At 73.8% G+C, this 17,608-nt stretch carries 15 protein-coding genes; 8 read left to right on the forward strand and 7 right to left on the reverse strand.

The window, feature by feature from the left end:
* Positions 1–21: 21 nt before the first annotated feature.
* Entirely contained in the window at positions 22–945 is a 924-nt protein-coding gene (gene argB, locus AC2TEW_RS34800; RefSeq protein WP_484627270.1) for an acetylglutamate kinase, read from the reverse strand.
* Between the two features lie 219 nt (positions 946–1,164).
* Here argB and AC2TEW_RS34805 point away from each other — a divergent pair, with 219 nt between their 5' ends.
* From AC2TEW_RS34805 to AC2TEW_RS34820, 4 genes are all read left to right on the forward strand, one after another.
* Complete coding sequence (locus AC2TEW_RS34805; protein ID WP_484627271.1) at positions 1,165–2,061, forward strand: AraC family transcriptional regulator; 897 nt, start codon at positions 1,165–1,167, stop codon at positions 2,059–2,061.
* Positions 2,062–2,193: 132 nt separating this feature from the next.
* The gene (locus AC2TEW_RS34810) at positions 2,194–2,637 is read left to right on the forward strand and encodes a VOC family protein (RefSeq protein WP_359893661.1); all 444 of its coding nucleotides are present in this window, start codon (positions 2,194–2,196) and stop codon (positions 2,635–2,637) included.
* 6 nt (positions 2,638–2,643) lie between these two features.
* Positions 2,644–3,006 carry an MmcQ/YjbR family DNA-binding protein gene (locus AC2TEW_RS34815; protein WP_484627272.1) on the forward strand — a complete coding sequence of 121 codons (363 nt, stop codon included), beginning with the start codon at positions 2,644–2,646 and terminating at the stop codon, positions 3,004–3,006.
* Between the two features lie 199 nt (positions 3,007–3,205).
* The gene (locus AC2TEW_RS34820; RefSeq protein ID WP_484627273.1) at positions 3,206–4,618 is read left to right on the forward strand and encodes an APC family permease; all 1,413 of its coding nucleotides are present in this window, start codon (positions 3,206–3,208) and stop codon (positions 4,616–4,618) included.
* 66 nt (positions 4,619–4,684) lie between these two features.
* Here the strand turns inward: AC2TEW_RS34820 and AC2TEW_RS34825 are convergent, their stop codons facing one another.
* From AC2TEW_RS34825 to AC2TEW_RS34840, 4 genes are all read right to left on the reverse strand, one after another.
* The gene (locus AC2TEW_RS34825; protein WP_484627274.1) at positions 4,685–5,974 is read right to left on the reverse strand and encodes an MFS transporter; all 1,290 of its coding nucleotides are present in this window, start codon (positions 5,972–5,974) and stop codon (positions 4,685–4,687) included.
* 64 nt (positions 5,975–6,038) lie between these two features.
* On the reverse strand, positions 6,039–7,256 hold the full coding sequence (locus tag AC2TEW_RS34830; protein ID WP_484627275.1) for an ROK family transcriptional regulator: 1,218 nt from the start codon (positions 7,254–7,256) through the stop codon (positions 6,039–6,041).
* A 75-nt stretch (positions 7,257–7,331) separates the two neighbouring features.
* On the reverse strand, positions 7,332–8,492 hold the full coding sequence (locus AC2TEW_RS34835) for a serine hydrolase domain-containing protein (RefSeq protein WP_484627276.1): 1,161 nt from the start codon (positions 8,490–8,492) through the stop codon (positions 7,332–7,334).
* A 165-nt stretch (positions 8,493–8,657) separates the two neighbouring features.
* Complete coding sequence (locus tag AC2TEW_RS34840; protein ID WP_033824440.1) at positions 8,658–8,867, reverse strand: DUF5133 domain-containing protein; 210 nt, start codon at positions 8,865–8,867, stop codon at positions 8,658–8,660.
* Positions 8,868–9,176: 309 nt separating this feature from the next.
* Between AC2TEW_RS34840 and AC2TEW_RS34845 the strand changes: the two genes are divergently transcribed.
* The 4 genes from AC2TEW_RS34845 (at position 9,177) to AC2TEW_RS34860 (ending at position 14,152) form a co-directional block, all read left to right on the forward strand.
* Entirely contained in the window at positions 9,177–10,283 is a 1,107-nt protein-coding gene (locus tag AC2TEW_RS34845) for a sugar ABC transporter substrate-binding protein (protein ID WP_484627277.1), read from the forward strand.
* Positions 10,284–10,311: 28 nt separating this feature from the next.
* Positions 10,312–11,091, forward strand: a complete 780-nt coding sequence (locus AC2TEW_RS34850) for an ATP-binding cassette domain-containing protein (RefSeq protein ID WP_484627278.1) — start codon at positions 10,312–10,314, stop codon at positions 11,089–11,091.
* Positions 11,092–11,141: 50 nt separating this feature from the next.
* Positions 11,142–12,410, forward strand: coding sequence for a sugar ABC transporter permease (locus AC2TEW_RS34855; RefSeq protein WP_484627281.1), 1,269 nt, complete (start codon positions 11,142–11,144; stop codon positions 12,408–12,410).
* 149 nt (positions 12,411–12,559) lie between these two features.
* Complete coding sequence (locus AC2TEW_RS34860) at positions 12,560–14,152, forward strand: adenosine deaminase family protein (RefSeq protein WP_484627279.1); 1,593 nt, start codon at positions 12,560–12,562, stop codon at positions 14,150–14,152.
* 57 nt (positions 14,153–14,209) lie between these two features.
* On the opposite strand, the gene AC2TEW_RS34865 is transcribed toward AC2TEW_RS34860, so the two are convergent.
* Positions 14,210–16,762 (reverse strand): ABC transporter permease, encoded by a 2,553-nt coding sequence (locus AC2TEW_RS34865; protein ID WP_484627280.1) that lies wholly within the window; start codon positions 16,760–16,762, stop codon positions 14,210–14,212.
* 63 nt (positions 16,763–16,825) lie between these two features.
* Positions 16,826–17,575 (reverse strand): ABC transporter ATP-binding protein, encoded by a 750-nt coding sequence (locus tag AC2TEW_RS34870; protein ID WP_484626479.1) that lies wholly within the window; start codon positions 17,573–17,575, stop codon positions 16,826–16,828.
* Positions 17,576–17,608: the final 33 nt, after the last annotated feature.

Below are 17,608 nucleotides of genomic sequence, written 5' to 3' on the forward strand. Positions count from 1 at the left end.
ACCAGCACACTTGCCGGACCGTCAGTCCGGGGCGCCGGACGGTGCGCTCCCCGCCCCGACCGGCTGCCGCACGTCGTCCGGGACGATCTCGGTGCCCGAGCCGGAGCCGGTGAAGGCCCGCAGCAGGCTGTGCCGCACCCGGCCGTCCAGCACCCGCGCGGCCCCCACCCCCGAGCGCACGGCCCGCAGACAGCCCTCCATCTTGGGCAGCATGCCGCTGGCCAGACCGGGCATCAGGTCCTCCAGTTCGGCGGCGGCGAGCCGCTCGATCACCTCGCCGGAGGCCGGCCAGTCCCGGTAGAGGCCCTCCACGTCGGTGAGCACCACCAGCAGGTCGGCGCCGAGCGCGACCGCCAGCGCGGCGGCCGCGGTGTCCGCGTTGACGTTGTAGACGTGGCCGTCGGCGCCGCGCGCGATCGGCGAGACGACCGGGATCCGGCCGTCGCCGATCAGCGCCTTCACCGCGCCGGTGTCGATGGCGGTGATGTCGCCGACCAGGCCGATGTCGACCCGCTCGCCGCCCACCTGCGCGTACCGCTTGACCGCGGTCATGGTGTGCGCGTCCTCGCCGGTCATGCCGACCGCGAACGGCCCGTGCCCGTTGAGCAGCCCGACCAGCTCGCGCTGGACCTGGCCCGCCAGCACCATCCGCACCACGTCCATGGTCTGCGGCGTGGTGACCCGCAGCCCGGCGGTGAAGGAGGACTCCAGGCCGAGCCGGTCGAGCATGGCGCTGATCTGCGGGCCGCCGCCGTGCACCACGACCGGGTGCAGTCCGGCGTAGCGCAGGAAGACCACGTCCCGGGCGAACGCGGCCTTCAGGTCCTCGTCCACCATGGCGTTGCCGCCGAACTTGACCACCACGGTCCGGCCGCGGAACCGCTCCAGCGACGGCAGGGCGTCGATCAGGGTACGGGCGCCGGCCCGGCCGTGACGCGCGGTCAAAACGGTGCTCACTGGCCCCCCAGATCTGTCCTCACCACCGCCGACGACGACTCCCGGCCGGGCCGGTCACCATGTCGACTTTCTTTAGGCAAGGCTTACCTTACATCCCCGGCGGGGCCCCGACACCCCCCGGGTACCGCCCGGCCCGCTTCCGGCACCGCTCCGGACACGACCTGTCCGCGCGGGCCGCGCCGCGGCGATACTGGAGGAGTGGGAGAGGTGGACGAGTCACGGCGGGTCCGGCCCGCCGAACGGCTGCGGCCGTACGTCGCGCGGTACTCCGGCTACCGGCAGCACGGCCTCGCCCCCGCACGCCACCGCGGCCTGCCCTCGCCCTGGCTGACCTTCATCCTCACCCTGGACGAGCCTCTCACCGTCGCCGCCCACCCCGACCCCCGGCAGCCCGGCGCCGACTACGACACCCTGCTCGGCGGCCTGCACACCACGCCCGCCCTGATCACCCACCAGGGCAGCCAGTCCGGCATCCAGCTGGCCCTCGACCCGCTCGGCGCCCGCGCACTGCTGGGCCTGCCCGCGGGCGAACTGGCCCGGCTCGACCTGTCCGCCGGCGAGGTGCTCGGGCCGACCGCCGACGAGCTGCGCGAACGCGTCCTGGCGGCGCCGGACTGGCCCGGCCGGTTCGCCGTCCTGGACGCCCTGCTGCCCGCGCTCTGCCGGGAGGTTCCCGGTCCCGCGCCCGAGGTCCGGCGGGCCTGGCGGCTGCTGACCGCCTCCGGCGGCGCGCTGCCCGTCGGCGAACTCGCCCGCGAGGTCGGCTGGAGCCGCCGCCACCTGCTGGCCCGCTTCCGCCAGGAGACCGGTCTGAGCCCCAAGGAGGCGGCCCGGGTGATCCGCTTCGACCGGGCCCGGCGGCTGCTCGCCGCCGCCCCGGCGACCGCGCTGGCCGACCTGGCCGCCGCCACCGGCTACTTCGACCAGGCCCACCTGGCCCGCGAGTTCCGCGCCCTGGCCGGCTGCCCGCCCAGCGCCTGGCTGGCCGAGGAGGCCGGCCCGGCCGCCCCCGCGGGCCCCGCCCCCGCAACCACCGCCCCCGCCCCCGCCCGGCAGTCCGCCACCGCCCGCGCCGCGGGCCCGCGCGCCGCCACCGCCCGCTGAGGCCCGCCGGCACCGCCCGCCGCCACCCCCGGGCGCGCTGCCGCCGGGCGGGTGACTTGTTCCCAAACGTCCAAGCCCCCGCGGCCCGGGAGCGGCCAGACTGGCCGAAACCGACCCAGGAGGGACACGATCATGACCGACCAGACCCCCGCACCCCAGCCCCCCGCACCGCAGGTGTGGCCCTCACTGCGGGCCACCGACGCCCGGGCGCTGATCCGGTTCCTGGTGGACGCGTTCGGCTTCGAGGAGGTCGTCGTCTACGGCGAGGGCGAGCAGGTGCACCACGCCCAGCTGGCCTGGCCCGAGGGCGGCGGGCTGATGCTCGGCTCCGCCCGCCCCGAGGACGAGGACGACAAGTGGCCGCTGCGCCCGGGCCACTTCGGCGCGTACGTGGTCACCGCCGACCCGGACGCCGTGCACGCCAGGGCCACCGCCGCCGGTGCCGACATCATCACCGGCCTGCACGTGACCGACTACGGCTCGCGGGACTTCGCGGCCCGCGACCCGGAGGGCAACCACTGGTCCTTCGGCACCTATCGCGGTGAGCCGCGCCCGACCCCGCCGCCGGCCGGCTGACCGGCCGTGCCGGAAAGCCCGCAGGACCGGCTGCGCGCGCTGTGCCTGGCCCTGCCCGAGTGCGAGGAGCGGCCCAGCCACGGCGAGAGCGCCTGGTTCGCCGGCGGGAAGCGGATGTTCGCCACCCTCGCCGACCACCACCACGACGGCCGCACCGCCTGCTGGCTGGCCGCTCCCCCGGGCCTGCAGGAGCACCTGGTCGCCACCGACCCCGACCGGTTCTTCCGCCCGCCGTACGTCGGCCACCGCGGCTGGCTCGGCGTTTACCTGGACGTCGAGGTCGACTGGCCCCACCTGGCCGACCTGCTGGTGGCCGCCTACGGCCTGGTCGCCCCCGCCCGGCTGCGGGCGGCGCTGGAGGAACGCTGACGGGCCGCCCCCACAGGCGGCCCGTCGGCCCGCACCGACAAGGGCGTTCGTCAGGAAGGTTTCCTAACGCATGCCGCGAAGGTAGTGCCGCCCGCATCCCCGGTCAATAGCCCGGACCGGACCTTGACTCCTCAAGTTAGGAAACTTAACTTATGGACCCTCGCGTGCACTCGCCCCCTCTCACCCCCACGGAGTTCCCATGTCCGGGACGCTCAGCAGACGGATCGGCCTGTTCCAGGCCACCGCCATCAACATGAGCCAGATGTGCGGCATCGGCCCGTTCGTCACGATCCCCCTGATGGTCGCGGCCTTCGGCGGCCCGCAGGCCGTGATCGGCTGGATCGCCGGCGCGGTCCTCGCCCTGGTCGACGGGCTGGTGTGGGCCGAACTCGGCGCCTCCCTGCCCGGCTCCGGCGGCTCCTACGTCTACCTCCGCGAGGCCTTCCAGTACCGGACCGGGCGGCTGATGCCGTTCCTGTTCGTCTGGACGGCGATGCTGTTCATACCGCTGATCATGTCCACCGGGGTGGTCGGCTTCGTCCAGTACCTCGGCTACCTCTGGCCGTCGATGGGCCAGGGCGAGGGCGACGCGGTGGGCCTCGCGGTCCTCGCGCTGGTCGCCCTGCTGCTGTGGCGCGGGGTGGAGAACATCGCGAAGCTCACCACCGTGATGTGGGGCGTCATGATCGTCGCGGTCGGTGCGGTGATCGTCGCCTCGTACAGCGACTTCTCCCCCGCCAAGGCGTTCACCTGGCCCGCGCACGCCGTCGACCTGGCCCACGGCCAGTTCTGGCTCGGCTTCGCGGCCGGCCTGACCATCGGCATCTACGACTACCTCGGCTACAACACCGCCGCCTACCTGGGCGCCGAGGTCAAGCAGCCCGGCCGGGTGCTGCCGCGGGCGATCATCCTGTCGATCACCGGCATCATGGCCATCTACCTGCTGCTGCAGATCGGCGTGCTCGGCGTCATCGACTGGCACGAGATGCTGGACCCCGGATCGGTCGCCTCCAGGTCCGTCGCCTCCGCCGTCCTGGAACGGGTCTGGGGCAGCGCCGCGGCCGACACGGTCACCGTGCTGATCCTGGTCACCGCCTTCGCCTCGGTCTTCACCGGCCTGCTCGGCGGCTCCCGGGTGCCGTTCGACGCGGCCAGGGACCGGGTGTTCTTCCGCGCCTTCGGGAAGCTGCACAGCCGGCACGGATTCCCGGTCCTCGGCCTGGTCGCCATGGTGGTGATGACCGCGGTCGGCTTCCTGATCGGCCGGCACACCAACCTGGCCACCCTGATCGGCCTGCTCACCACCGTCATGGTGATCGTCCAGGCCTTCGCCCAGATCCTCGCCGTCACCGTGCTGCGCCGCCGCCAGCCCGGACTGCCGCGACCGTACCGGATGTGGCTCTACCCCGCGCCCAGCATCCTGGCCGCCGTCGGCTGGCTGGCCATCTACGGCTACGCCGACCGCAACGCGCCCGGCCTGCACCCGATCGAGTGGTCACTGGTCTGGGTCGCGGCCGGCAGCGTCGCGTTCCTGATCTGGTCCAGGGTCGAACGGGTCTGGCCGTTCGCGCCGGCCGAGATCCACGAGGAGTACCTGCCCGCCGGGGCCTGACCCGGCGGACGCGCCGTCAGCACCGGGGCCGGGCACCGCGCCCGGCCCCGGCCGGGCCGGCCCCCGTCAGCCCGCCACCGCCGGGGCGCCGGCGGGGTCCGCACCGGCCGGCCCCGGCCGGGCCGCGTACGCCTCGGCGACGGTGTCCCGGTCGAAGACCCGCCAGGTCGCGGCCGTCACCAGCAGCGCCACCACGAAGCCCACCCAGTACGGCGCGGTCAGCCCGAACGCGTCGACCAGGACCCCGCCGAGCACCGCGCCCAGGCAGTTCCCGCCCGCCACCACGAACAGGTTGGTGCTGCCGACCCGGCCCAGCAGCTCCGGCGGGGTGAGCCGCTGGCGCAGCGAGTTGGCGACGATGCCCCACAGCCCGCCGTGCACCCCGAAGGCGAACAGCGCGAAGCCGATCAGGTACCGGTCCCGGGACGCCGCCAGCGCGAGGTGCAGCCCGGCCTCGACCAGCAGCCCGACCCGGACCGTCCAGGTGGCGGTGACCAGTTCGACCACCCGGTCGCCGGCCACCGAGCCGACCACGCCGCCGACCGCCATGCAGGTGAACAGCAGGCCGTAGCCGACCGAGCCGAGGTGCAGCCGCTGCGAGGCGAGCAGCACCAGGACGGCGGTGGCCGCGGTGAGGGTGACGTTCAGCAGGCCGATCAGGACCGCCATGGTGCGCAGCAGCCGCTGCCGCATCAGCCAGCGGAACCCCTCGGCCATCTCGGCCACCACCGACCGGCGTTCCGGCGCGGCCGGCGGGCCGGGGTGGGAGGTGGCCCGGTAGACCCCGCCGACCAGCCCGATCAGCACGGCGCTGGCGGCGTAGGTGGCGGCGTTGACGAGGAACGGCAGCGCGGCGGACAGCACGAACAGCAGGCCGCCGAGCGGTCCGGCGACCATCTGCTGCATCAGCGTGACACCGCCCGCCAGCAGCCCGTTGGCGCGCTCCAGCCGCTCTCCGGGCACCACGGCGGGGATCATCGCCTGGCTCGCCGCCCGGAACACCACCTCGCCGGTGTTGACCACGAACAGCACGGCGTACAGCAGGGGGATGCCCGCCCAGCCGGCCGCGATCGCGGCGGCCAGCACGCCGAGGGCGGCGACCCGTACCCAGTCCACCGCGACCATCAGCCGCCGGCGGTCGACCCGGTCGACCAGGACCCCGCCGGGCAGGGCGAACAGCAGCCAGGGCAGCCAGCCGACGCCGGCCGCGGCGGACACCAGCAGCGGGTCGTCGGTCCTGGCCGCGACCAGCAGCGGGGTCGCCACCAGGGCGAGTCCGCTGCCGAGCGCCGAGGTGGTCGCCGCCGCCCACAGCTTTCCGAACCGTCCGCCGAGCCCTGCCCCGTTGTCCGCCACGAGCCGGGAAGCTACCAGAGCCGCCCTGGTGCATCGCACCCGAATTTCCCCGCGGGTCCCGGATTCAGCCGAGGTGGGCGGTGCGGCGCTCGAAGACCTCGGCGCGGGCGGTGCCCAGTGCGGTCGCCAGCGCGCCCTGCAGCACGGCCTCGTCGCCGAGCAGGCTGGCGGCGACCCGGGGGCGCAGCGGGCCGAGCCGGTGCAGGGTCTGTTCGACGGGCTGGAGCAGCAGGTCGGCGCCGTGGCCGAGGCCGCCGCCGAGCACCACCAGGTCCGGGTCGAGGACGGCGGAGACGACGGCGAGCGCGTAGCCGAGCTGTTCGGCCTCCCGGCGGACGGCCTCGGCGGCCCGTTCGTCGCCGGCCCGGGCGGCGGCGAAGACCTGTTTGGCCGTCAGCGGCCCGGTCAGGCCCAGCTCGCGGGCGGTGCGCACCACCGACTCGGCGGCGGCGGCGCCCTCCAGGGTGCCGCGTCCGGGCAGCGGGAGCAGGCCGATCTCGCCGGCGGCGCCGTGCGCGCCGCGCTGCAGTTCGCCGTCGGCGACCACGCCCATGCCGAGGCCGGTGCCGATCAGCAGGTAGACGAAGAGGCGGCTGCCGGCGCCGGCGCCGCGGGCGTACTCGCCGAGGGCGGCGAGGTTGGCGTCGTTGTGGACGCTGATCCGGGTGGCGAGCCGGGCCTCGATCCGCTCGAACAGGCCGCGCCGGCCCCAGCCTGGCAGGTTCGGGGCGTACTGGACGCGCTGCTGGGTCTCGTCCCAGACGCCCGGGCTGCCGATCGCAGCGTGCACCACGTCGCCGGGGGCGAGGCCGGCCTCGGCGGTGGCGGTGCGGGCGGCGTCCACCACCGCGTCGGCGACGGCGTCGGCGGTGCGGCCGCGGTTGGGGACGTCCTGGCGGCTGATGATCCGCCCGGCCAGGTCGGCGAGGGCGACCCGCAGCCGGGCCCGGCCGATGTCGATGCCCAGCACGTGCCCGGCGGCCGGATCGGGCTCGTACAGCACGGCGACCCGGCCGCGTTCGGGCGCCAGCAGGCCGGCCTCGCGGGCGAGGCCGGCCTGCTCCAGGGTGGCCAGCGCGGCCGACACGGTGGGCTTGGACAGTCCGGTGTCGCGGGCCAGCTGGGCCCGGGAGGAGGGTCCGCCGGTGCGCAGCAGCTCCAGCAGCAGCCACTCGTTGTTGCTGCGCAGGCGCTGTCTGCTCCAGGGCTGTGCCGTGCGGGGCTGCTGCGCCCGGCCCGGTCCGGCCTCCGGGCCGGCGGCCGGCACGGGGCGGGGGCTCATCGAATCCTCCGGGCGGTTGCGGTTGTCGTCCGGTGCGCCACTCTATGCAACGGGACGGCCCACCCGCTCGGTGGTTCAGCCCCTCAGCAGGCTGCAGACGAAGTCCTCCTGGACGGCCCGGAGTTCGGCCAGCCGGTCGGGGTCGAGGGTCTTGTTGATCTGCGAGGTGACGGAGAAGGTGAGCGAGCGGCTGCCGTCCGGGGTGCCGACGGCGAGCTGGGTGTAGCCGGGGAAGTTGCCGGTGTGGCCGTAGACCGTGCCGCAGCGGGTGGTGTAGCGGTAGATCGCCAGGCCGGCCTCGTTGCGGCCGGGCCCGGCGGGCTCGGAGGCGCCGTCCACGAAGGTGAGCTGCTCGCGCCGCACCTCGGGGGCGATCAGCCGCCCGCCGGCGTACGCGCCCATGAAGGTGCCCAGGTCCAGCGGGGTGGAGACGATGCCGCCGGAGGCCCAGACCCCGGAGGCGCCGAGCGCGGTGCTGACGTCCTCGGGCGCCGCGGGCGGCTCGACGGCGTAGCCGTGCAGGTAGGGGCGGGGCAGCCGGTAGCCGTCCGGGAGAGTGGTCTCGCGCAGGCCGAGCGGCCGGTCGACGATCTCCTGGAGCAGTTCCTCGTAACTGCGGCCGGCGGCGGCCTCCGCCATCAGGGCGACGGCGATGTTGTCGGAGTTGGAGTAGGCGTACGCCGATCCCGGGGTGAACCCCAGCGGCCGGTCGGCCACGAAGTCCAGCAGGCACCGGGAGTCGAAGTGGTGGTGCGGGTCGGCGGCGAGGATCTCCAGGAAGGCCGGGGCCTCGGTGTAGTCGGGCAGGCCGCTGGTGTGCTGGAGCAGCTGGCGCAGGGTGACCGCGCCCCAGGCGGCGGGCAGGGCGGGGAGCCGTTCGGCGAGGGTGTCGTCGAGGCCGAGCAGGCCCCGGTCGACCAGGCCGAGCGCGACGGCTCCGCTGAACGCCTTGGCGGTGCTGGCGATCCGCATGTGGTCGGTGGGCTCCGGCTGCCGGTCGGTGCCGACCCGGGAGACGCCGGCCCGGACCACCTCGGTGTGCTCGCCGCGGCGCAGCACGGCGATCGCGCCGGGCGGCCCGCCGGGGGCGTCGACGAGTTCGGCGAGCCGCTGCTGGAGCCGGTGGTCCGGCCCGTCGCCGGCCTGGGCGGGGGCGGGGGCGGCGGTGGCCAGCGCGACGGCGGCGAGCGCGGCGAACAGCGTCCGGGGACGGGGGCGGGGGCGGGGCAGCGGCACGGCGGGGACCTCCGGGCGGTGGGGCGCCGCCCGGAGGGGCCGGGCGGCTGGACCGGTGACGTATCACCGGCCGCCGCGGCGGGGTAACGGCCGCGCCCGGCCCGTGACCCGGGCGGGCGACGGCGACCCCTCGGCCGGCCCCGCGCGGACCGGCCCAGCCCCGGCTCAGCCGGCCGGTACCGTCACCCGCTGGGCGAGCAGGGCCCGGGCCCGGGCGAGTGCGGCTCCCGGATCCCGCAGGCCGGTGTAGACGCAGACCGTGTACAGGGCGTCCTCCCGGCGGCGGTGCGCGGTCCGGTCGGTGGCGGGCCGTCCGGCCAGGGCGTCCAGCTCACGGACGAGTCGGGCGAGGGCGGTGTAGTCGATCAGCGGCATGGAACCACTCCGTTGCGAAGGCGGTGTGTCGGGTTTGGCGCTACCCCGGCCCCTCGCGGGCAACCACGCGGACCGGCGGGTGTCCGACTTCTCCCCCGGCTCCCTCCCCCATCGGCACACAATGTCCACATTCCGCCCGGTCCGGTGGGATTCGCCCGCCGGGTCGGCCACTCGGAGGGCCCTGCCCGGGCGGCTCCCCCGATCGGCCTCAAAAAAGGTGGCGCAAGATTGTTTCGAATGGCGGCGGCCGGTGGATCGCCGGACACTCGAAAGTCCCGGGGGGCATCTCGACGTATTGAGAGGCGACCCGTGAAATCACGACCCACCGGGATTGTCGTCGCCGCGGCGGCGGCTTCCCTCGCTCTGGCGCTCTCCTCCTGCGGCAGCGCCAGCCAGTCCACGTCCGCCTCGTCCTCCGGTTCCGGCTCGGGGACGGGCACGGTGAAGATCGGCCTGCTCCTCCCGGAGTCCAAGACCACGCGGTACGAGCAGTTCGACAAGCCCCTGATCGAGCAGAAGATCAAGGAGCTGGTCCCGAACGCGCAGATCGACTACTACAACGCCAACCAGGACGCGACGCTCCAGCAGACCCAGGTCGACACCGCCCTGACCAAGGGCAACCAGGTGCTGATCCTGGACGCGGTGGACGCCAAGGCCATCCAGTCCTCGGTCCAGAAGGCGCACGACGCCGGCGTCAAGGTGGTCGCCTACGACCGGCTGGCGCAGGGGCCGGTCGACTCCTACGTGTCCTTCGACAACCACAAGGTCGGCGAGCTGCAGGGCCAGGCCCTGGTGGCGGCCGTCGGTGACAAGGCCTCCGCCGGCAAGATCATCATGATCAACGGCTCGCCCACCGACCCCAACGCGGCCGACTTCAAGGCGGGCGCGCACAGCGCCATCGACGGCAAGCTCACCGTCGGCAAGGAGTACGACACGCCGAACTGGGACCCGAACAACGCCAACCAGGAGGCCGCCGCGGGCATCACCGCGATCGGCGCCCCGAACGTGGTCGGCGTCTACTCGGCCAACGACGGCATGGCGGCGGGCATCGCGACCGCGCTCAAGGCGGCCAACCTCAGCGTCCCGCTGACCGGTCAGGACGCGCAGCTGGACGCCGTCCAGCGGATCCTGGCCGGCACCCAGACGATGTCGATCTACAAGCCGTACAAGCCGGAGGCCGACACCGCCGCCCAGATGGCCGTGGCCTTCGCCCAGGGCAAGACGCTCGGCTCGGAGCTGGCGTCCGCCAAGGCCACCAGCGGCAGCGGCCAGGAGGTCCAGTCCGACCTGATCACCCCGGTCGTGCTCACCAAGGACAACATCAAGTCCACCGTGGTCGCCGACGGCCTGTACACCGTGGCGCAGATCTGCACCCCGGACTACGCCGCCGCCTGCGCCGCAGCCGGTCTGCAGTAACCCCCACCGTCCGGAGGAGTTGATAGCCATGGCGGGTCCTCCCGTGCTGGCACTGCGCAGCGTCTCCAAGCGGTTCGGCGCGGTGCAGGCCCTCACCGAGGTCGAGTTGGACGTGGCGGCCGGCGAGGTGGTCGCCCTGGTGGGCGACAACGGCGCCGGCAAGTCCACCCTGGTGAAGGCGATCGCCGGGGTCAACCAGCCCGATGAGGGTGTGATCGAGTGGGAGGGCCGGCCGGTGGTGATCCACCGGCCGCAGGACGCCCAGCACCTGGGGGTCGCGACGGTCTACCAGGACCTCGCGCTCTGCGACAACCTCGACGTGGTCGGCAACCTCTTCCTCGGCCGGGAGCTGAGGCGGTTCGGCGTGCTCAACGAGGTCGGCATGGAACGGCGCTCGCGCGAGCTGCTGGACACCCTGTCGATCAGGATCCCGAGCGTGCGGATCCCGATCGCCTCGCTCTCCGGCGGTCAGCGCCAGGTGGTCGCCATCGCCCGCGCCCTGATCGGCGAACCCAAGATCGTGATCCTCGACGAGCCGACCGCCGCCCTCGGCGTCGAGCAGACCGCCCAGGTCCTCGACCTGGTGGAGCGCCTGCGCGACCGGGGGCTCGGGGTCATCCTGGTCAGCCACAACATGGCCGACGTGATGGCGGTCTCCGACAAGGTCGCGGTGCTGCGCCTGGGCCGCAACAACGGGGTCTTCGACGTCCGCTACACCAACCAGCAGGAGATCATCTCCGCCATCACGGGAGCCACGGACAACGCCGTGACCCGGCGCCAGTCCCGCGGTCAGGAGGGGGTGTCATGAACGGTGACGACCACCGGGAGCCGGGCCACGTCCCGCTCCCCGAGGACAGCATGTCCAGGGACGGGGTGAACGCGCCGGTCCCGGTCGCGCACGACGCGATCCCCGCCGTCGACCCCCGGCTGATCGTCCGCCAGGAGGGCATCTCCGGTTACCTGGGCGAGTTCAAGCGCCGTCTGAGCAGCGGCGAGCTCGGTTCGCTGCCGGTGGTCCTGGCCCTGATCGTGATCTGGGCCGTGTTCGGCAGCCTCGACAGCAGCTTCCTGTCGGCGCAGAACCTGTCCAACCTCTCGCAGCAGATCGTCGGCACCGGCATGATCGCCATCGGTGTGGTGTTCGTGCTGCTGCTCGGCGAGATCGACCTGTCGGTGGGCTCGGTCAGCGGTCTGTGCGCCGCGATCTTCGCCGTGCTCGACGTCACCCACGGCGTCAACCAGTGGGTCGCCCTGGTGTCCGCCCTGGTCGGCGGCGCCCTGGTAGGCCTGATCCAGGGCCTGTTCTTCGCCAAGGTCGGCGTGCCGGCCTTCGTGGTCACCCTCGCCGGCAACCTCGGCTGGAACGGCCTGATGCTGCAGATCCTCGGGTCCAGCGGCACCATCAACCTGTCCGGCAACGACATCGTCTCCCGGCTGTACTCCACCATCTACGGCCAGACCATCGCCGCCTACGGGACCGCCGCGGTCGGGGTGGCGCTGTTCCTGGCCGCCTCGCTGCTCGACGCCAGGCGGCGGCGGGCGGCCGGGGTGCCGTCCCGGCCGGCCGCGGACATCGCGCTGCGGACGGTGGCGCTGGCGGTGGTGGCCTTCGCGGCCGCGTACACGCTCAACCAGTACAAGGGACTGCCGCTGGCGCTGCTGATCTTCCTGATCTTCATCGTGGTGCTGGACTTCGTGCTCCGCCGGACCACCTACGGGCGCCAGGTCTTCGCACTCGGCGGCAACATCGAGGGCGCCCGGCGGGCCGGCATCAACGTGTCCTGGGTCCGGATCTCGGTGTTCATGATCTGTTCCACCATGGCCGCCGTCGGCGGTCTGTTCCTGGCGGCGCAGATCCAGTCCGCCAGCCAGACCTCCGGCGGCGGCAACCTGCTGATGAACTGCATCGCGGCGGCCGTCATCGGCGGCACCAGCCTGTTCGGCGGGCGCGGCTCGACCTGGTCGGCGCTGCTCGGTGCGCTGGTGATCGGCTCGATCCAGTCCGGGATGAACATCATGGGCCTGAGCAACGCCATCCAGTTCATGATCACCGGCGCGGTGCTGCTGGCCGCCGTCGTGATCGACTCGCTGTCCCGCAAGACCCAGAAGGCGGCCGGCCGCGCCTGAGCCCGCCACCACCGCCACCGCGCCCCCTCGCCGCCCGGCCAGGGGGCGCGGCACGCGCTCCGCCGCGCGCTGGTGCGATCGGATGACCCGCCGGCCGCACCCGGCCTGTCGGGCCGGGAGCCGGGAACGGGGGCCGCCAGGATGCGGCCATGATTCGCACACGTCACGCCGCCGCGGCCGCCCTCGCGGCGGCCACCGCGCTGCTGCTCCCGCTGCTCCCCGGCCGCGCCGTCCCCGCCGGGGCCGCCGTCCCGCAGACCGACCCGGCCCGGGTGCGTCCCGTCCCGCCGGCCGACCGGGTGTCCGCCCTGCTGGACCGCATCCAGGACCGGCCGCAGGAGCTCCGGGCGTTCTTCGAGGCCCTGCCCAAGGGCGGCGACCTGCACAACCACCTGTCCGGGGCGGCCTCCACCGAGCTGCTGATCCGGCTCGCCGCCGAGGACGGGCTGTGCATCGACACCACCACCTCGACCGCGGTCGTCGGCGGCCCCTGCCCCGCGGGCAGCCGCCCCGCGACCGACGCCGTCACCGACCCCGCCTTCCGGCAGCAGGTGATCCGGGCCTGGTCGATGCAGGACTTCGTGCCCGGCGCCGAGTCCGGCCACGACCACTTCTTCGCCACCTTCGGGAAGTTCGGCGAGGCCTCCTGGCGGCACCCCGGCCGGATGCTGGCCGAGGTCACCGACACCCTCGCCCGGCAGAACCAGTCCTACCTGGAGACCATGTCGACGCCCGCGTCCGACGGGGCGGCGGCCCTGGCCGCCAAGGTCGGCTTCGACAGCGACCTGGCCGCGCTGCGCGCCAAGCTGCTGGCCGGCGACCAGATCGGCGCCCTGGTACGGACCGCCTCCGGCGAGGCCGACGCGACGCTGACGGAGTTCCGGGCCACCTCGCACTGCGACGGCGACGACCCCGCGCCCGGCTGCGCGGTGACCGTCCGGTTCATCTCGCAGGCCTCCCGGGCCTCCACGCCCGCCCGGGTCTTCACCCAGCTGCTGCTCGGCATGGAACTCGCCCGGCACGACCCGCGCTACGTCGCGGTCAACCTGGTCCAGCCCGAGGACGCACCCGCCTCGATCGAGAACTACCGGCTGCAGATGCAGATGCTGGACTACCTGCACGGCCAGTACCCCGAGGTGCACATCACGCTGCACGCCGGTGAGCTGGTACCCGGCCTGGTCAAGCCCGAGGACCTGCGCTTCCACATCCGCGAGGCGGTGCTCACCGGGCACGCCGAGCGGATCGGCCACGGCGTCGACCTCGCCCACGAGGACGACCCCGAGGGGCTGCTGCGCACCATGGCCGCCCGGCACGTCCTGGTGGAGGTGCCGCTGACCAGCAACGAGCAGATCCTCGGGGTCAGCGGCCCGGAGCACCCGTTCCCGCGCTACCTCGCGGCGGGCGTCCCGGTGGCGCTGGCCACCGACGACCCGGGCGTCTCGCGCGGCGACATCACCACCGAGTACCAGCGGGCCGCGCTCACCTACGGCCTGGACTACCGGGAGCTGCGCGACCTGGCCCGGGCGTCGCTGGAGTACGCCTTCCTGCCCGGCCGCAGCCTGTGGGCCGACCGGGACGGCTACCGGCCGGCCGCCGAGTGCGCCCACGACCGGCTCGGCGAGGACGAGCCGAGCGCGGCCTGCGCGGCGCTGCTCGACGAGAGCCCCAAGGCCGAGCTGGAGTGGCGCGAGGAGTGCGCGTTCCTGACCTTCGAGCAGGCGGTGCTCGGCCGCGAGTCCTGACGTGCCGAAGCCCCGGCCGGTCCGCGGAGGGACCGGCCGGGGCTCCTGACGTGCCCGCTACTCGCTCTTGATGGCGTCCAGGACGTTCAGCCGGGCGGCCCGGCGGGACGGCCAGGCGGCGGCCAGCAGGCCGATCGCCGCGGCCAGCACCAGGAACAGCAGGATCTGCGCCGGCGGCACCACCGTGGTCAGCTCCTTGAAGTCCCCGGCCACGGCCCGGTTCCCGGCCCAGGCCACCACCACGCCCAGCCCGATGCCGACCGCCGCGCCGAACAGCGCGATCAGCAGCGACTCCAGCCGGACCATCCGGCCGACACCCCGGCGGTCCAGGCCGATCGCCCGCAGCATGCCGATCTCGCGGCGGCGCTCGAAGACCGACATCGCCATCGTGTTGACCACGCCCAGGACCGCGACCACCACGGACATGCCCAGCAGGCCGTACATCATGTTCAGCACGTCGGTCACCATCTGGCGGGACTCGGCCTTCAGGTCCGCCTCACCCTTCACCGAGATCAGCGGGTTGCCGCCGGTGGCGTCCTTGATGGCCTGCTTCAGCTTGGCGTCCGGGCCGTTCGCGCCCTTGACCAGCACCTTCTCCAGCCCGGCGCCCTCGGCGTGCGGGGCGATGAGCGAGTCCGGGGCGATCAGGCCGGCCAGCGAGTCGGTGGACTCCACCACCCCGCCGATGGCCAGCTTCGCCTTGGCGCCGTCCTCGAAGACCACCTCCACGGTGTCGCCGGTCCTGACGTGCTGCCCCTTGGCGTAGCCCGTGCTGACCAGCAGCCTGCCCTGCTTCAGGGCGTCGGCCGAGCCTTCGGTGATCTTCACGGTGGCGACCTCGGCGATGGACGCCGCGTCGACGCCGGTCAGCCAGGTGGACTCGCCGTTGACCTCCGCCGGGACCATCCGCTCCCCGCTGCTGGCCGTGACCCCGGGCGCCTTGGCGATCTGGGCGCCCACCTCGGGCGAGAGCATCGAGTAGTTGGCCATCGAGACCACGTAGTCGGCCTTGACGTCCACCCCGGAGGCCTTGTCCACCGCGTGGTTGACGGAGGCGCCGACCACGGTGAGCGCGGTGATCAGGGTGACCCCGATGGTGAGCGCCGAGGCGGTGGCGGCCGTCCGGCGGGGGTTGCGCAGCGCGTTCTCCCGGGCCAGCTTGCCCGGGGTGCCGTACAGCTTCTGCAGCACCGGGGAGAACACCGCGATCAGCGGCCGCGACAGCAGCGGGGTCAGCACGAACACGCCGATCAGCAGGGCCGCCGCACCGAGGCCGACCTGGTCGGTCGACTTGCCGGTCGCCCCCGCCAGCAGACCGGCGGCGCCGACGGCGGTGATCAGCGCGCCGATCGCGTTGCGCACCCGCAGGCTCTTCGGGGTGGCGGGCTGCTCGGCGCTGCTCATCGCGGCGACCGGGGCGATCCGGGCCGCCCGGCGGGCGGGCAGCCAGGCCGCCAGCACGGTCACGACCACGCCGACCGCGACCGTGGTCAGCACGGTGCCGGGGGCCAGCACCAGCGGGCCGTCCGGGAGGTTGGCGTCCATCGGCCCGTTCACCACGGCCTTGAGGCCGACCGCGATCCCGACACCGGCCAGCAGGCCGGCCGCCGAGGCGACGGTGCCGATCAGCAGCGCCTCGATCAGCACCGAACGGGTGATCTGGCGGCGGGCGGCGCCGACCGCGCGCAGCAGGGCGATCTCCCGGGTGCGCTGGGCGACCAGCATGGTGAAGGTGTTGGCGATGATGAAGACGCCGACGAACAGCGAGATCCCGGCGAAGGCCAGCAGGGCCCGGTTGAGGTTCTTGGTGCCCTCGGTGATCATCCGGTCCTGCTCGGCGGACAGGTCCGCGCCGGTCCGCGCGGTCAGCGAATCACCCGCGGGCAGCGCCTGCTGAACGGCGGTCAGCAGCGCCCGGTCGTCGGTGCCGGGCTTGGCCCGCAGGTCGATGTCGTTGAACTGACCGGGCTTCAGGTAGAGCCGCTGCGCGGTGGCGGTGTCGAAGGCGGCGAGCGAACCGCCCGCCTGGACCCGCGGGTCGTTGGTGGTCAGCAGGCCGGTGAGCTTCAGGTTCATCACCGGGCCGTTGACGGCCACCCGGACGGTGTCGCCGACGTGGTAGCCGCCCTTGGACGCCGTGCGGGTGTCGAGCGCGACCTCGCCCTCGCCCTTCGGTCCGCGGCCCTCGCTCAGCGGGTAGCGGGCGTCGGTGCCGTCGGCGCCCGGCACGTAGTTGGTGCCGGAGGTGGAGAAGCCGTCGCCGATCAGGCTGCCCTTGCGGTCCGCGATCCCGGCGAACCCGGAGACCACACCGCGGGCCTCGGCCGTACCGGGCAGCGCGGCCAGCTTCCGGCGGACGTCCTCGGTCAGCTCCGGGCCCGCGGGGCCGCGGCCACCACGTCCGTACCCCTGGCTGACGGCGCCGGAGTCGCTGACGGTCACGGCGATGTCGGTGTAGCTCTTGGCGTTCTGGGACTTGAGCGCGGCGCCGAGCGTGTCGGTGAAGACCATGGTGCCGGCGACGAAGGCGGTGCCGAGCATGATGGCGAGGGCGGTCATCAGCAGTCGGCCCTTGTGGGCCAGCACGTTGCGCAGTGCGGTGCGGTACATGGTGGTTGCCGTGTCCTGGGGTCGGTGGATGGGGATGGACGGGTGCCGGTGGTCAGCCGGGGGTCAGCTGGTGCGGCCCTTGGCGTCGAAGCGGCGCATCCGGTCCAGGACGGTGTCGGCGGTGGGGTGGTGGAGTTCGTCGACGGTGCGGCCGTCGGCGAGGAAGACGACGCGGTCGGCGTAGGAGGCGGCGACGGGGTCGTGGGTGACCATGACGACGGTCTGGCCGAGTTCGCGGACGGAGTTGCGGAGGAAGGAGAGGATCTCGGCGCCGGAGCGGGAGTCGAGGTTGCCGGTGGGTTCGTCGGCGAAGACGATGTCGGGGCGGGAGGCGAGGGCGCGGGCGCAGGCGACGCGTTGCTGCTGGCCGCCGGAGAGCTGGGAGGGGCGGTGGGTGAGGCGGCCGGAGAGGCCGACGGTGTCCACGACGCGTTCCAGCCAGGCCTGGTCGGGCTTGCGGCCGGCGATGTCCATGGGGAGGGTGATGTTCTCCAGGGCGGTCAGGGTGGGGAGCAGGTTGAAGGCCTGGAAGATGAAGCCGATCTTGTCGCGGCGCAGGCGGGTGAGCTGCTTGTCCTTGAGGCCGACGAGTTCGGTGCCGCCGATGGTGGCGGAGCCGGAGGTGACGGTGTCGAGGCCGGCCATGCAGTGCATGAGGGTGGACTTGCCGGAGCCGGAGGGGCCCATGATGGCGGTGAACTCGCCCTGGCCAAAGGCCACGCTGACGTCGTCCAGGGCGACGACCCGGGTCTCGCCCTCGCCGTAGACCTTGTTCAGGCCGACGGCGCGCGCGGCGGCGGTGGTGGTCGTCATCGTGGTCACGGGAGGGCTCCTGCCGGAAGGGGG

It is taken from the genome of Kitasatospora sp. NEAU-CNBT7, from assembly GCF_057220535.1.

Bases quoted from the DNA above. Each gene is read 5' to 3' on its own strand.
- AC2TEW_RS34860 (WP_484627279.1), top strand. From the start codon at position 12,560: ATGATTCGCACACGTCACGCCGCCGCGGCCGCCCTCGCGGCGGCCACC.
- AC2TEW_RS34830 (WP_484627275.1), bottom strand. From the start codon at position 7,256: ATGAGCCCCCGCCCCGTGCCGGCCGCCGGCCCGGAGGCCGGACCGGGC.
- AC2TEW_RS34855 (WP_484627281.1), top strand. From the start codon at position 11,142: ATGTCCAGGGACGGGGTGAACGCGCCGGTCCCGGTCGCGCACGACGCG.
- AC2TEW_RS34870 (WP_484626479.1), bottom strand. From the start codon at position 17,575: ATGACGACCACCACCGCCGCCGCGCGCGCCGTCGGCCTGAACAAGGTC.
- AC2TEW_RS34850 (WP_484627278.1), top strand. From the start codon at position 10,312: ATGGCGGGTCCTCCCGTGCTGGCACTGCGCAGCGTCTCCAAGCGGTTC.
- AC2TEW_RS34810 (WP_359893661.1), top strand. From the start codon at position 2,194: ATGACCGACCAGACCCCCGCACCCCAGCCCCCCGCACCGCAGGTGTGG.
- AC2TEW_RS34865 (WP_484627280.1), bottom strand. From the start codon at position 16,762: ATGTACCGCACCGCACTGCGCAACGTGCTGGCCCACAAGGGCCGACTG.
- AC2TEW_RS34820 (WP_484627273.1), top strand. From the start codon at position 3,206: ATGTCCGGGACGCTCAGCAGACGGATCGGCCTGTTCCAGGCCACCGCC.
- AC2TEW_RS34840 (WP_033824440.1), bottom strand. From the start codon at position 8,867: ATGCCGCTGATCGACTACACCGCCCTCGCCCGACTCGTCCGTGAGCTG.